This window comes from Microvirga arvi (assembly GCF_016892765.1).
GTDB classification, from domain to species: Bacteria; Pseudomonadota; Alphaproteobacteria; order Rhizobiales; family Beijerinckiaceae; genus Microvirga; species Microvirga arvi.
In genome coordinates, this window is sequence record NZ_JAFEMD010000003.1 from 202,523 (window position 1) to 215,248 (window position 12,726).

The following is a 12,726-nucleotide window of genomic DNA, read 5'->3' on the forward strand; positions in this document are numbered from 1 at the left end:
ACGGAAGAGATAAGCAGCTGCGGGCGTCTCCCGATCGATCATAGGCGTCGCTTAACAGGCAGAGGTGATTCTGAACATGGAATGATCCTCGCACGTAATTGTAAGAGTTGGTCGAGCGCTAGCGCAGCAGGGCCCTGATCCGTGGATCGCGCAGCCAGAGCCCGGCCCACCGGGCGATGCCGATATAGACCCCGAACAGGACATGGCTGAAGAGCGGGCTGCCAACCCGCACATGGGTGGCAACCGCGCCGCCGAGATAGGCGGTGATCAGGATCGCTCCCTGGAGCGCGGTTCGCGGGTAGACATTGAGCAAGGCGGAGGCGATGAGCACGACGCCAAGGGCTCGCCACGTGGCAGCATCCGTCGGCCAGCCGAGCGGGATGACCGTATCGATCACCACCTGAAGCGGTATCAGCTTGATGGCGCCGTCGAACAGGAGGAAAAGGGCGACCAGACTGCTCAAGGCACGTCCGATCCAAACATAAGCGCCGCTTGTTGCGCCGGCCGCTGCCGTTGCCGTGTGTGACATCGTGGTCAGGCCGGGGTCATTTCGCTCATGGCTTCCTTGGCTGCCGCCACATCCATCCACATCACCTCCCAGATATGGCCGTCGTGATCCTCGAAGCTGCGGCCGTACATGAAGCCGTAATCCTGCTTCGGACCGGGATCGATGACGCCGCCGGCGGCATCGGCCCGAGCAACCATGTCGTCGACCGCTTCGCGGCTATCCGCGGACATGCAGATCAGAACCTCCGTGGTCTCACGGGCATTGGCGATCGGCTTCGGCGTGAACTGACGGAACTTGTCGTGGGTCAGCAGCATCACGTGGATGGTCTCGGAGAAGACCATGCAGGCGGCGGTGTGGTCCGTGAACTGCTCGTTCTTCATGGCGCCCACAGCCTCGTAGAAGGCGATGGCGCGTGGCAGATCGCTGACAGGCAGGTTCACGAAGATCAGTTTGGACATGGAATCCCCCTGGCAAGGATCATTTGTTTCAGTGTCGCCTTGACTTTTTAGTTGATATCAACATAATATGATCATGTCAAACAGACGAAGCATTCCTTTCGAGACAACCCATCTGGTGCGCGACACCTGTCTCTGCCTGCATACCCAACGCGCCGCGCGGGCCCTCGCCCGCCGCTTCGACGAGGCTCTGCGGCCGGTGGGGCTCACCAACGGACAGTTCTCCCTGCTGATGTCCCTGAACCGTCCGCAACCGGCCACCATGGGATCGGTGGCATCGCTCTTGGCCATGGACCGTACGACCCTGACGGCGGCGCTGAAGCCGCTGGAGCGGCGCGGTTTGGTGGACATACGCCCCGATCCCAAGGACAAGCGCAGCCGTCTGATCACCCTGACAGCGGAGGGCTTGAGCCTCCTGTCCCGCGCAGTCCCGATCTGGGAAGAGACGCACAGAGCCGTGGAAGCCCTGACAAGCGGGGAGGCCGATCGCCTGCGCACCCATCTGCTCGCGCTCTCCTGAGCGCTCCCGGCAAGGTCTATCGCAGCGTCTCGTCAAAGAAGGTGAGCAGGCGCTTCCAGTGCCGCTCGGCGCCGCGCTCGTCATAGACCTTGCTGTCGGGAACCGCCCAGCCATGGGCCATGCCGACATAGTTCTCGATCACATGATCGACCTCGGCCCGACGCAGAGCCTCCGCCAAACGCGCCGATTGCTCGGGCGGAAAGCTGTCGTCGACGCCGGCGCTGCCCACATAGACGCGGCCCCGGATTATGGCCACGTTCAGATGCGGACTGTCGGGATCATCGTTTGCGAGACGCCCGCCGTGGAAGCTCGCTGCGGCCGCGATGCGATCCGGGTAGGCGGCCGCCGCATTGATGGCGCGGCTCCCGCCCATGCAATAGCCGACGGTGCCGATCCGGCCCGTGGCTCCCGCCTGGATGAGCGCCTCGAGAAAGGCTTTTGTGTCGCGCCGGGTCATATCCTGGCTTGTGGCGCCGATCATGCCGCGCAGCTCGGTGCGGGTTTTTTCCTCCGAAAACGCAGTCTTGGCATCGAAGGGACCGTAATCGCCGTAACGGTAGAAGAGATCGGGCACGAGAACGACATAGCCCTCATCGGTCAGGCGCTCGGCCATGGCATCGAGGGCGGGGCGAGGACCGAAGGCGTCCATGTAGAGGATCACGCCCGGCGCTCCGACCGCAGGTTGTCGGCTTGGCTGGAACAGACCTGCCTTGGCGGTTCCATCCTGGGTCCTGATCGCAATGTCCTGCTTGGCCATGCTCGCCTCCTCATCACGATTGTCACGGAAACCGCTGCACTGCTGCACATGGCCACTTATGCAGGAAGCGACGAGCGTGTCGACATGACCTTCGACTTCTCGCCGTCCTCGACCCGCGACCGTTGGGCTGGGCGGCAACGTGCCCTAGAGAAGGTCCTCACGCTCCTCGACTCACCGCCTGCCGATGGGCGCCGACTTCGCTATCTTGCCCTGGATCCACAGAGGAGGCCGTATGGGCCGGGCGTGGCGCCGCTGCGGCGAGCGCCTGACCCTTCAAGGTCCGCCGGCGAGCGACCCCATCACGGCCATGATAAGCTCATCAAGATTGACCCGGCCTTCGATGGTGATCATCTCGGCCTCGGCCGCGTTGACGCGAAGGCCCTGCTGGCCCGCCTCCGACTGACGCTTCAGTTCGGCGATAATGGCCTCGCGCACTTGATCCTCGATGTTCATCATCGTCTCCGTTCGCCACACGACGTCTCGCTGTCGAACGTCGCTGCCGGCAACCCTGTTCCACGCCTGCGGACTGCGAACGCTCAGGCTGTCCCCCGGCTCGCCTTGAGCGCCCGGAACGTCTCGGCTTCCATGGTGCCGCGCTCGTTGTTGCAGGCCGAGCAGGCCAGGACGAGGTTGTCGCGGGTGAGAGGACCGCCGGCGGATTTCGGCAGGACATGGTCGAGGGTCGCGAGATCCGGGCCCCGTTTCACTCCTCGCCCGGGCTGGCGCGCAGGAATGCCGCAATAGACGCAGCACCCGCCATCGCGGGCATAAATATCCTGGAAGAGCTTGATGCGCAGGGCTGACTTCATGGGGTTGGAGTGCTCTTCATGCCGTGTCGTTTTCGCGTGGAACCACAGGGGAGCCGGGTGGTTGCTCCTGCAATTACAGGAGCAGAGCGATGGTAGATACCCGCCGCAGGAACCGGAACCCCTTCGACGATGAAAACGGCTACGGTGACGTGCCGCAGGGCGCTGTCGGCTTCCGCGGCGGGGATCGGGAAAACCCGGGCACCCGTGGCAGCGATGCCAACGAATTTTCCGGCGGCGTGATCGACGACGGACGCGGCGGCCCGCGGGATGACGAAGGTTTCGACCCGGGCTACAGCCGGCATCGCTCCGGCTACGGCGCCTTCGGCGACCGTGATCCGAACGATGCCGATCTCCGCTCCGACCGAGACGAAGGACGCCCCTCCACAGGCCCGCATCGGGGCCGCGGTCCCAAGGGGTACAAGCGGTCCGACGAGCGCATTCATGAGGACGTGTGCGAGCGCCTGACCGAGGATCCCTTCATCGATGCCTCGAACATCGAGGTTATGGTGAAGGATGGCGAGGTCGTGCTCAACGGCACCGTCACGAGCCGTGGCCTCAAGCGCCGCGCCGAAGATCTGGCGGAGCTGGCTTCAGGCGTGTCGCATATTCAGAACAATCTGCGTGTGCAAGGCGCCTCCGACATGCCGGGCACCTCCGCCTCCTGACGGCGGAGATGTTCAACCTGCCGATCAGGATGCCAGAGGCGAGCGTTCGTACCGATGCAGCAGGTCCTCGACATCGCGATAAACCGCAATGCAGCCGGCATCTCTCAGCACCTGCTCTGCAAAGCCTCCGGACAGGACACCGATGGATTTCATCCGCGCCTCGCGCGGGCCTCCGCATCATAAGGCGTATCGCCGATCACCACGGCCTCATCGGGTGTCAGCGCCGCAAGCTTCGCGAGGGCTGCCTGGAGGATATCGGGAAAGGGCTTTGAGCGCTCCGCATCGTCCGAGGAGGTGGCCGAGTCGATGAGGTCGGCGATGCCTGCGATCTCCTTGTAGCGTTCGACCTCGTCGGCATTGCTGGAAGAGGCCGGCACCGCCCGCTGCCCCGAGGTGCGGATGCGCTCGAAGAGCTCACGCACCCCCGGAAAGGTGCGCGCCCGGTGCAGGTAGTCGCGCTTGAAGAGGCTTGAGCGAAAGTCCTTGATCTCGTCTCCTGTCTTTTCGATCACCTCGGGCGGCAGGAGCCCGTGCAGGATCTGGTCGCCGCCCTTGCCGATCTGCAAGCGCAGGTCCTGGAAGGCGATCTCATGGCCGAAATGTTTGAGCGCCTCGACCCAGGCCTCGGCGTGAAGATCGACAGTGTCGATGAGAGTGCCGTCGATGTCGAAAACGACTGCTTTGATCATGAGAGAGCTCTGAATGCAGGAAGCGAATGTCGTCTGCCGGCGGCAGGCCTGCGGCCTCTCACGGCACCTCGGGCTGCGGCGTTGGATGGAGCACCGGCTTGTCCGGTTCCGGCGGATGCTCCGGCAATGATGATGGAACGCTGGCCGGAGCCGATGGTCCAGGCGTCTCGGGCGGAATCGGCATGGTGGGCACGGGCTCTGTCGGAGGCGGCTTGGGGTAGAATTCGTCAGGTTGCGGACGGCTGCTGGCACGCTGTGGGGACAAGAATCCCTCCCTTTTTCCCTACAGGGTCAATCGTTCATCTTCGGGAAAGTTCTCCTGGAGCCATCTGGAGCCATCGTCAAAGCCTTTGTTTGCGGTCAGATTCGCGAAACCATAAGCCTATCCCTCTGCTTGACCTTACGGCGGTTTGAGGCCACGACGGAGGGTGAAGCAACGAGCCGGAAGAATCATGCGCACAGCCCGATCCCTTGCCCTCCTCGCCTTTCTCGCAACCGGCTCGACCCTGGCTCAGGCAGCAGACCCCCTTTTCGCGCCGGAACCCATCCAGAGCTCCTCGGGCTGGATCGTCACCGTGAAGGGCAATCTGAGGGTGGGACCCTCCTACCCCGGTTCGGACGAGTTCAGCTTCATCGGCTATCCCTCCCTCAGCTTCCGCCGTGCGGGAACGGTCGAGCGCTTCAGCGCTCCCGACGACGGCCTGAGCTTCTCGTTTCTGGACGAGTCCGTCCTCCGCGTCGGCGTGGTCGGCCGGTTCGTGGGCGGGCGCTACCTGCAGGACAATCGGGAGCTGGTCGGTCTCGAGAAGGTCGACTGGGCGGTGGAGCCCGGCGTGTTCGTGGAATACTGGCCCCTCGATTTCCTGCGCGCCCGCGCCGAGATCAGGCGCGGGTTTGGCGGGCATGAGGGCTTTGTTGCCGATTTCGGCCTCGATGCCGTCCAGCGTTTTGGAGCCTTCACCGTCTCGATCGGCCCGAGGCTCGCCCTCGGGGACAGCGAATTCACCCGCACCTATTTCGGCGTGACCCCGCTCGAAGCCGCGCTCAACGGTCAGGTGACGCCCTATCGCCCTTCCGGCGGCATCACCTCGGTGGGTGCGACGGGCGCCATCAGCTACGACTGGTCGCAGCAATGGTCGACCACCGCCTTCGTCACCTACAAGCGTCTTGTGAGCGATGCCGCCGACAGCCCTATTGTCGAAAACTTCGGTTCCGAGAACCAAGTCGGCTTCGGGCTGACGGTGTCCTACTCCTTCGGCTACACGCCGTAACCGCAAAAAACTCCGGATCCGGAATGAAGAGAGCCGCCTCATCAGGGCGGCTCTTTTGTTGTACTGACTTCTTGGAAAGTTCAGGCGGCGACGATGCCGGGTTTCGACGTCGTGAACGTCAGCTCTCCGGCTGGTTTGGGGCGCCCGAAGTAATAGCCCTGAGCCTCGGTGCATCCCGCAGCGCGGATCTGGGACAGCTGGTCTTCCGTTTCCACGCCCTCGGCTACGGTCGGCATGCCTAAGCCAGCGCCGAGGCTTGCGATCGATTGCACGATCACCAAGCAATCCGCGCGGGAGGACAGCTCCCGGACGAAGGATTGGTCGATCTTGATCTTGTCGAACGGGAAGCTGCGCAGATAGCTCAGAGATGAATAACCTGTCCCGAAGTCATCCATGGCAATGCGCACGCCGTGCTTCCGCAACTCGTGCAGAGTGGTAACGGTGGCTTCATTATCCTGGAGCAGAACCGTTTCCGTAATCTCCAGCTCCAGCCGCCGAGGATCGAGGCCGGAATGGGCAAGGGCCCGCTTCACGCTCCGAACGAGGCCTTTGTTGCGGAACTGCACGGGCGAGAGGTTCACCGCAACCTTGATGGTCCCCGGCCAGGCGGACGCGTCCACGCAGGCCTGTTCGATGATCCATTCGCCAATCCCTGAAATCAGTCCGATGTCCTCGGCGATTGGGATGAACTCTGACGGGGATATCATGCCTCGCTCGGGGTGACGCCAGCGAAGGAGCGCCTCGAAGCCGCTGATCTCATTGGTCGCAATGTTGACCTGCGGTTGATAGAACAGCTCGAACTCCCTGTTCGCCAGCGCCTTGCGCATGTCGCTCTCGAGAGCGCGCCGGGCCTGGAATTGTGCATCCATCTCCGGCTCGAAGAACCGGAACGTACCGCGCCCGTCAGCCTTGGCGCGGTAGAGCGCCATGTCGGCCTGCTTCAGGAGCTGGTCGGGTGCAACATCCCCGTCTGACACCAAGGCGATGCCGATGCTTGTGCCGATGACGATCTCCTGCCCCTCGATGATGTAAGGCTCGCTCACGGCCTTGATGATATCCGATGCGAGCTGGGCGCATTCATAGGATCTGCTGACACCTGATCGCAGAATGGCGAACTCGTCGCCGCCGAGACGGGTGACGACATCGACTTCCTGAACGCATTCTTTCAGGCGATCCGCCACGACCTTCAGGAGTTCATCACCCATCTGGTGACCATAGGAGTCGTTCACATCCTTGAAGCGATCGAGGTCCAGATACAAAACGGCGGTCGCGTGCCCCCAGTGCTTGAGATGCGCGAGTGCCTGCTCCAGCTGCTGGCGAAACAGCACACGATTGCCCAGGCCCGTTACCACATCGTGATGGGCAAGGAGGTGAACCTCCTTGTGGGCGCGTCCAAGCAGCCGGATGTGCCGGTAAAGGATTCCGATGAGAACAATCCCGATGGCGATCAGGCTCGCTGCAAGGCCGGAGAAGAGCCAGTGCAGGCGGACGAGCTCCTGCTGATCCTCTCTGACCAGCTCTGTCGCGTAGTTTTCCGCCACTGATGCAAGTGTCGCAAGCTTGCTCTCCAGGGGCTTCAGGATGCCAAGCACCTGATCGATGGTACCGGGACGCTCCAGATTTTCGATGAGAGGCTCGACTTTAGCGAGCGCCTCCTGGAGGTCGACCAAGGCATTCTGCAGATCCGGATCCCGCTGAACCACGGCCTGAACTTTGCCCTCCTTCAGCACCGTCACTCGACTAAGCAGGATCTCATACCGTAGTTTGACTTCATCCTCGCCCACCCTTTTGACCGGAAGACCAAACTCTGCCACCCGGTGCTGGAGCCGGGTGAACTCGGCAACAGCCTGAGCCGCTTCCCAAGCCGTATTGTGGCGGGAGACCTGCTGCAGGGCCTCCTGGCGAACGATGATCAGGACCGTAATGTAGGCGGCGGCCAGGATGAAGCCGCTGATGACGATGGCAATTCCCACCTTGAGGCTGTGTAGCGGCTTGAAAATGCCCAATCGCATTGGCCACGCTCCGGACTGCGGCTGCCTTACATCATGGCAGGGTTATAAACTAGGCTGCCAACAAAAATCTGTGGTGCAAGCGACATGCCAGGCAAGTGTCCATCCCATAGCACTGCTGGCCTTGAGCTGGATGTGGACATAGCCACGGTGATTACATTACAAGGCATTTTTTAACAATCTATGCGTTCATTCAATCCGCTGGACAGATTTCATGACGGTTTAGTTCTGTCAAAGCTTTCGTGCTTCCAAAGCGGCGCATTGAACCTGCCCGTAAACCCGGCGGCTCGTGGGATCTCCGCTTCAGGAACTCTCAGGCTCGCCGAAGCGGCTTTCCGTACGCCGATCGGGAAAGCAGGGTGGATCCCTCTATGGGCTGTGCTCTCGGACCGGACATTTGAGTCGTATCGCAAGAGCAATGAAGCTTTCCTGAAGACTTCCTCCGTCCTTTTCTATCGAGTATGGCTGAGACAGATTGCTGACTTCCAGAGCATACCTTGAGACGAGAGCCGGAGACGAACGCCAATGCAGCAGGATGGACAGGCCATGCCCGGTGACAAGGAGGAAGCCGGTCTTGTGCATCGGGTGCTGGGGCTCGCCTATCAACGGCTGATCCGCCCTTGGCTCCCAGGCCGCACGCTCGTCTATGCCGGCATTCCCGTTTGCTATGACCGCAAGTGGGGCGACGCCATCGTACCGGCCGCCTGGCTTCCCGATTTCGGATTTGAAACTGGCTATACGGACGAGCCCGGCTATGAAGTCGCGCTGATCGCCGCCTTGAATGAGAGCGTGAGGCCGGGGGACAGGGTTGTCGTGGTCGGTGGCGGCGTGGGCGTCACCGCAGTGATTGCCGCCATCCGAGCGGGATCGTCCGGCACCGTCGTGTGCTTCGAAGGAAGCAAACAATATGTCAGACATATCCAGAAAACAGCTAAACGAAACAAAGTAACGAACATTACCGTTCATCACGCCATCGTTTCAAAACCCATTGCGGTCTATGGAAAGGAGAGCGACTTCGGTGAAGTCGTATCTCCCGATCACTTACCCGAATGCGACGTCCTTGAACTGGATTGCGAGGGTGCTGAAGTCGACATCTTGCGAAGCATGATGATCCGGCCTCGCGTGATCATTGTCGAGACGCATGGCGCCTATGGGGCACCTACGCCTCTGGTTGACTCCCTGCTCAGGGAGCTTGGATACGAGGTTCGTGGACTTGGGCTGGCCGAACCGCGCATAGAAGACATTTGTGTCGAAAAAGACATCCAGATCCTGCTCGCGACCAGAAGCGCATAGCTGCAGCGGCGAAGGGCCTTGGATGACCAGCCGGCCCGGCTGCCTTTATCTCACGATGATCTTGGCGACCTGCCAGGCGGATCGCGCATAATAGGTCTGGGTCCGCAGGTCTGGATTGCTGTCGTACGGATAGATGATGAACAGGGGGCCCTTGTCGCGAACTGGCATGTACTCGCCGTTGCGCTTGATGGCGAGTATCGTGTTGTACTTCCCGAAATCCTCTATCGGGATCTCCGTGCTGTAGTCGTTGAGCGCCACCGCCACGACACGCTGGCCGGTTGCACCCACCAACTTCATCAGCTTGTCCATGGAGACGCCTTCGAACTTCACCTTGCCTTCATGCCAGGGTGTCGAGGTCTCGACGGTCACAAGACCTAGGGATTCGAGCATCGCTCGATCGAACTCCGCAGTGTCGCCCTTGTTGGTCACGGCGATCTTGCCCGAGATCGTCAGGATCGGCTTTTCGGCCGGTGCCGCCAATGATGCGGCATAGGCTGCTCCCACGATCGCAAGGAGCGCGACGAATGCTCCGAGCAAGCTTGTTTTGACCTTGGTGCTAGACATGAAGATCCCCCACGAAAAGTAATGAACACGACTAAACACAGATCATTGAGAAATGTCTTACATGACCTTGCTTGAGAAGTAAAAACGGCAGAAGCAATCTTGTTATTGTTTATGAGACCTTATCTCTCGGCAGCATAACGCTCCGAGCGAGAGGCCAAGTCTCGTTCGGTACGGATCATAGAAAAAGCCGCCCTGGTTTGTGATCCAGGGCGGCGCAGGAAGCATGGAAGGCTTGGAAAAATCCTGATTCTAGAGAGACTTGAGCCCCGCTTCGATCTCTGCCCGGCGCGGTTCGAGGAAGGGCGGGAGAGCCAGACGTTCGCCCAGCTTGTCCATGGGCTCGTCGGTGGCAAAGCCCGGCCCGTCGGTGGCGATTTCGAACAGGATGCCGTTGGGCTCCCGGAAATAGAGGCTGCGGAAGTAGTAACGATCGACCGGACCGCTCGAGGGGGCCCTCAAGGATTGCAGGCGCTCCCAGCACTCCTGGTAGGTCTGCTCGTTGGGCGTGCGGAAGGCTACGTGGTGTACGCCGCCCGCACCGGGCCGGGCGGGGGGAAGGCCAGGCTCGACGGCCACGTGCAGCTCCGCGGCGGGACCGCCCTCGCCCATCTCGAAGACATGGACCGGCGTGTCGCCGACGCGGTACTCCCGCGCGGCCCGCATATCCATGGCCTCGGTCAGGACACGGGCCGTGCGCTCAAGCTTCGGCACGCTGATCCGGATCGGACCGAGGCCCCTGATCTGGTACTCGGCCGGCGCCGCGCTGCGCTCCCAGGGATGCGCCTCCCCCTGCCCGCCATCATCGACGAGGCTCAGGCGCTGGCCCTCGAAATCCTCGAAATCGAGGGAAAGCCTGCCGTCGCGTTCGTTGATTTGATCGCTGCGAATATCGAGGCTGTCGAAGCGGTCCTTCCACCATTGCAGGGCCTTCTCGCCGTTCACGCGCAACCCCGTCTGGGCGATGCTGTGGGTGCCGCGCCGCTCGCGCTCCACCGGCCAGTCGAAGAAGGTGATGTCCGTGCCGGGGGATGCTTTCCCGTCTGCATAGAACAGGTGGTAGGCGCTGACGTCGTCCTGGTTGACGGTCTTCTTCACCAGCCGCAGGCCAAGGGTCTGGGTATAGAAAGCATGGTTTCCCCGCGCATCCGCCGTAACGGCTGTCAAATGGTGAATTCCGGTCAGCTTCATGGCGCTCTCCATTCCTGAGAGTTGTAGATAAGCCGCCATTCATTCGAGGACGAGCCCATCAGGCGCCAAGCTGACCTTGCTCAAATGCAAGCGCAGTGATGAGGCTATGAACTCCCCTCTGCATTCGAAACCAGAGATCACACTCTCTTCGTCATGGCCGGACTTGTTCCGGCCAGCCACGTCTTGAGAACCGCCATGTCGCAGGACATGGATCCCCGGGACAAGCCCGGGGATGACGGCAAAGAACTCAAGCCGCCTTGGCGCGCAGGTCGTCCGGCGTGACGTCGTCCGGAATCGGGCAGCGATAGGCGCGGCCGCCGGTGCGCTCCTTCAGCTCCGCCTTGGCGCGAGCCACGAGATCCGGATTGCGCAAGACATCGGCGGCGGTTGCCGCCATGGCCTTGGCGGCCAGCACCATGCCCTTGTGGGCCGCAGGCAGATTGCCCTGGGTCACGAGCTGCCAGGTGTGAAAAGGAGTGCCGATGGCAAAGCACGCCGTGTGGCACTGCACCGTCGGTACGATCCAGCTGACATCGCCCACGTCGGTGGTGCCCATCATCACCTCCTCGCGCGCTGGCATGGAAAGAACGCCGTCGTGCAGAACCTTGGTCTTCAGAGACAGATCATGCGGCTTCACGCTCGCAAGGATCTCCTCTTCCGTTAGCGCCGATTTCTGAAGCTGTTCCGCAAAGCCAAAATCGGATTCGTCGAAGGCGGGCGGGCCGAGACGGCGCATGTTTTCGTACATGGCCTCTTGCAGCGCCTTGTTGGGCACGACATTCGAAGTGGCGTCCGTGATCTGCACCGAGACCGACGTTTCGGTCATCAGCGCCGCGCCTTCGGCGATCTTTCTCACGCGCTCGAACAGGCGCTCCGCATCGGGCAGATGCGGCGAGCGCACGAGATAGAGCGATTCCGCATAAGCCTGCACCACGTTGGGCGCATCGCCACCGGTGTTGGTGATGGCGTAATGCACGCGGGCATCGGAGGGCATGTGCTCGCGCATGTAGTTCACGCCCACATTCATCAGCTCCACCGCGTCGAGCGCCGACCTGCCCACATGGGGCGAGGCCGCCGCATGCGCCGCGCGGCCCCTGAAGCGAAAGTAAGCCTGGATGCAGGCGAGCGAGGAGGTGGTCTGCACCTCGTTGACGACGCTGGGATGCCAGCAGAACGCCGCATCGAGATCATCGAACAGGCCGGCGCGGGCCATGAAGGTTTTGCCGGACCCGCTCTCCTCCGCCGGGCACCCGTAATAGCGCACGGTGCCGGCGATCCCTTCGGCTTCCAGCGCATCCTTGAGGGCGACAGCCCCCAGGGCGGATCCTGCTCCCAGCAGGTTGTGGCCGCAGCCATGGCCCGGCGTTCCGGTCATGGTCGGCTTGTGCTCGGTGTGTCCCGATATCTGCGCCAGATCGGGCAGGGCATCGAACTCGCCGAGGATCCCGACGACGGGACCACCCGAGCCCCATTCCGCGACGAAGGCGGTGGCCATGCCGCCCACATTCTTCGTGATGCGAAAACCCTCGCGCTCCAGCATGGTGATCTGTTCCTGAACGGCGCGATGCTCTTCGAAGGCGAGTTCCGGTGCAGCCCAGATGCGGTCGCTCAAGGCGCAGTAATCGTCGGCCTTGGCATCGACGTGGCGGGCAATGACTTCAAGGCTCAGGCGGTCGTTATGCATGGCGTGACAAAATCTCAGGATGATGGGAATGGGGCGACCATAATCCATGATCGCGGGACGGTAAAAGACATGAGTGCGAGTTGTTCTCCCTCCCCCTTGCGGGGAGGGAGCGAGGGTGGGGATTGGACAGTCGGAGCGCTGGGTCTGATCCAGAAATCATCAGAATTGCTACAGAGCATCCCCTCTCCCGCCCGGGAGAGGGGCAGGGGTGAGGGTGTGGCGCTTGACCAGCAAAGCTGAAGTAGTTTGGACTTAATCTGACAGACGGTGTCGTTAAGCTGAGGCATGAGCCGAGGCCGGGCGCGGAGTGGACG

At 61.9% G+C, this 12,726-nt stretch carries 14 protein-coding genes and 1 pseudogene; 5 read left to right on the top strand and 10 right to left on the bottom strand.

Annotated features, from left to right (window positions below; genetic code table 11):
- Positions 1-118 precede the first annotated feature (118 nt).
- Both ILT44_RS03285 and ILT44_RS03290 read right to left on the bottom strand, forming a co-directional pair.
- Positions 119-529: a DoxX family protein gene (locus ILT44_RS03285; protein WP_239467861.1), complete on the bottom strand. Its 411-nt coding sequence runs from the start codon at positions 527-529 to the stop codon at positions 119-121.
- A gap of 5 nt (positions 530-534) precedes the next feature.
- On the bottom strand, positions 535-966 hold the full coding sequence (locus tag ILT44_RS03290) for a VOC family protein (protein ID WP_204238136.1): 432 nt from the start codon (positions 964-966) through the stop codon (positions 535-537).
- 73 nt (positions 967-1,039) lie between these two features.
- Between ILT44_RS03290 and ILT44_RS03295 the strand changes: the two genes are divergently transcribed.
- Positions 1,040-1,483, top strand: coding sequence for a MarR family winged helix-turn-helix transcriptional regulator (locus tag ILT44_RS03295; RefSeq protein WP_204238137.1), 444 nt, complete (start codon positions 1,040-1,042; stop codon positions 1,481-1,483).
- A 16-nt stretch (positions 1,484-1,499) separates the two neighbouring features.
- Here ILT44_RS03295 and ILT44_RS03300 read toward each other — a convergent pair whose 3' ends face one another.
- The 3 genes from ILT44_RS03300 to ILT44_RS03310 form a co-directional block, all read right to left on the bottom strand.
- Positions 1,500-2,240 carry a dienelactone hydrolase family protein gene (locus tag ILT44_RS03300; RefSeq protein WP_204238138.1) on the bottom strand — a complete coding sequence of 247 codons (741 nt, stop codon included), beginning with the start codon at positions 2,238-2,240 and terminating at the stop codon, positions 1,500-1,502.
- A gap of 273 nt (positions 2,241-2,513) precedes the next feature.
- The gene (locus ILT44_RS03305) at positions 2,514-2,693 is read right to left on the bottom strand and encodes a hypothetical protein (protein WP_204238139.1); all 180 of its coding nucleotides are present in this window, start codon (positions 2,691-2,693) and stop codon (positions 2,514-2,516) included.
- An 83-nt stretch (positions 2,694-2,776) separates the two neighbouring features.
- Positions 2,777-3,049: an HNH endonuclease gene (locus tag ILT44_RS03310; protein ID WP_204238140.1), complete on the bottom strand. Its 273-nt coding sequence runs from the start codon at positions 3,047-3,049 to the stop codon at positions 2,777-2,779.
- Between the two features lie 89 nt (positions 3,050-3,138).
- Here ILT44_RS03310 and ILT44_RS03315 point away from each other — a divergent pair, with 89 nt between their 5' ends.
- On the top strand, positions 3,139-3,714 hold the full coding sequence (locus ILT44_RS03315; RefSeq protein ID WP_204238141.1) for a BON domain-containing protein: 576 nt from the start codon (positions 3,139-3,141) through the stop codon (positions 3,712-3,714).
- 24 nt (positions 3,715-3,738) lie between these two features.
- Here ILT44_RS03315 and ILT44_RS03320 read toward each other — a convergent pair.
- Positions 3,739-4,403, bottom strand: a pseudogene (locus tag ILT44_RS03320) (HAD family hydrolase).
- A gap of 26 nt (positions 4,404-4,429) precedes the next feature.
- Here ILT44_RS03320 and ILT44_RS03325 point away from each other — a divergent pair.
- Positions 4,430-4,624, top strand: coding sequence for a hypothetical protein (locus ILT44_RS03325; protein ID WP_204238143.1), 195 nt, complete (start codon positions 4,430-4,432; stop codon positions 4,622-4,624).
- Positions 4,625-4,855: 231 nt separating this feature from the next.
- The gene (locus tag ILT44_RS03330; RefSeq protein WP_204238144.1) at positions 4,856-5,674 is read left to right on the top strand and encodes a MipA/OmpV family protein; all 819 of its coding nucleotides are present in this window, start codon (positions 4,856-4,858) and stop codon (positions 5,672-5,674) included.
- Between the two features lie 80 nt (positions 5,675-5,754).
- Here ILT44_RS03330 and ILT44_RS03335 read toward each other — a convergent pair whose 3' ends face one another.
- Positions 5,755-7,686 (bottom strand): putative bifunctional diguanylate cyclase/phosphodiesterase, encoded by a 1,932-nt coding sequence (locus ILT44_RS03335; RefSeq protein WP_204238145.1) that lies wholly within the window; start codon positions 7,684-7,686, stop codon positions 5,755-5,757.
- 543 nt (positions 7,687-8,229) lie between these two features.
- On the opposite strand from ILT44_RS03335, the gene ILT44_RS03340 reads away from it, so the two are divergent.
- Positions 8,230-8,976, top strand: coding sequence for a class I SAM-dependent methyltransferase (locus tag ILT44_RS03340; protein WP_204238146.1), 747 nt, complete (start codon positions 8,230-8,232; stop codon positions 8,974-8,976).
- A 45-nt stretch (positions 8,977-9,021) separates the two neighbouring features.
- On the opposite strand, the gene ILT44_RS03345 is transcribed toward ILT44_RS03340, so the two are convergent.
- The 3 genes from ILT44_RS03345 to ILT44_RS03355 all read right to left on the bottom strand — a co-directional run bounded on the left by ILT44_RS03345 (position 9,022) and on the right by ILT44_RS03355 (position 12,412).
- Positions 9,022-9,540 carry a putative pterin-binding protein gene (locus tag ILT44_RS03345; RefSeq protein ID WP_204238147.1) on the bottom strand — a complete coding sequence of 173 codons (519 nt, stop codon included), beginning with the start codon at positions 9,538-9,540 and terminating at the stop codon, positions 9,022-9,024.
- Between the two features lie 249 nt (positions 9,541-9,789).
- Positions 9,790-10,728, bottom strand: coding sequence for a ring-cleaving dioxygenase (locus ILT44_RS03350; RefSeq protein ID WP_204238148.1), 939 nt, complete (start codon positions 10,726-10,728; stop codon positions 9,790-9,792).
- Between the two features lie 247 nt (positions 10,729-10,975).
- Complete coding sequence (locus ILT44_RS03355; protein ID WP_204238149.1) at positions 10,976-12,412, bottom strand: M20 family metallopeptidase; 1,437 nt, start codon at positions 12,410-12,412, stop codon at positions 10,976-10,978.
- Positions 12,413-12,726: the final 314 nt, after the last annotated feature.

What these genes read in the sequence shown, in the direction of transcription:
- ILT44_RS03285 (WP_239467861.1), bottom strand. Translation starts at nt 529, where the DNA reads ATGTCACACACGGCAACGGCAGCGGCCGGCGCAACAAGCGGCGCTTAT.
- ILT44_RS03290 (WP_204238136.1), bottom strand. Translation starts at nt 966, where the DNA reads ATGTCCAAACTGATCTTCGTGAACCTGCCTGTCAGCGATCTGCCACGC.
- ILT44_RS03295 (WP_204238137.1), top strand. Translation starts at nt 1,040, where the DNA reads ATGTCAAACAGACGAAGCATTCCTTTCGAGACAACCCATCTGGTGCGC.
- ILT44_RS03300 (WP_204238138.1), bottom strand. Translation starts at nt 2,240, where the DNA reads ATGGCCAAGCAGGACATTGCGATCAGGACCCAGGATGGAACCGCCAAG.
- ILT44_RS03305 (WP_204238139.1), bottom strand. Translation starts at nt 2,693, where the DNA reads ATGAACATCGAGGATCAAGTGCGCGAGGCCATTATCGCCGAACTGAAG.
- ILT44_RS03310 (WP_204238140.1), bottom strand. Translation starts at nt 3,049, where the DNA reads ATGAAGTCAGCCCTGCGCATCAAGCTCTTCCAGGATATTTATGCCCGC.
- ILT44_RS03315 (WP_204238141.1), top strand. Translation starts at nt 3,139, where the DNA reads ATGGTAGATACCCGCCGCAGGAACCGGAACCCCTTCGACGATGAAAAC.
- ILT44_RS03325 (WP_204238143.1), top strand. Translation starts at nt 4,430, where the DNA reads ATGTCGTCTGCCGGCGGCAGGCCTGCGGCCTCTCACGGCACCTCGGGC.
- ILT44_RS03330 (WP_204238144.1), top strand. Translation starts at nt 4,856, where the DNA reads ATGCGCACAGCCCGATCCCTTGCCCTCCTCGCCTTTCTCGCAACCGGC.
- ILT44_RS03335 (WP_204238145.1), bottom strand. Translation starts at nt 7,686, where the DNA reads ATGCGATTGGGCATTTTCAAGCCGCTACACAGCCTCAAGGTGGGAATT.
- ILT44_RS03340 (WP_204238146.1), top strand. Translation starts at nt 8,230, where the DNA reads ATGCCCGGTGACAAGGAGGAAGCCGGTCTTGTGCATCGGGTGCTGGGG.
- ILT44_RS03345 (WP_204238147.1), bottom strand. Translation starts at nt 9,540, where the DNA reads ATGTCTAGCACCAAGGTCAAAACAAGCTTGCTCGGAGCATTCGTCGCG.
- ILT44_RS03350 (WP_204238148.1), bottom strand. Translation starts at nt 10,728, where the DNA reads ATGAAGCTGACCGGAATTCACCATTTGACAGCCGTTACGGCGGATGCG.
- ILT44_RS03355 (WP_204238149.1), bottom strand. Translation starts at nt 12,412, where the DNA reads ATGCATAACGACCGCCTGAGCCTTGAAGTCATTGCCCGCCACGTCGAT.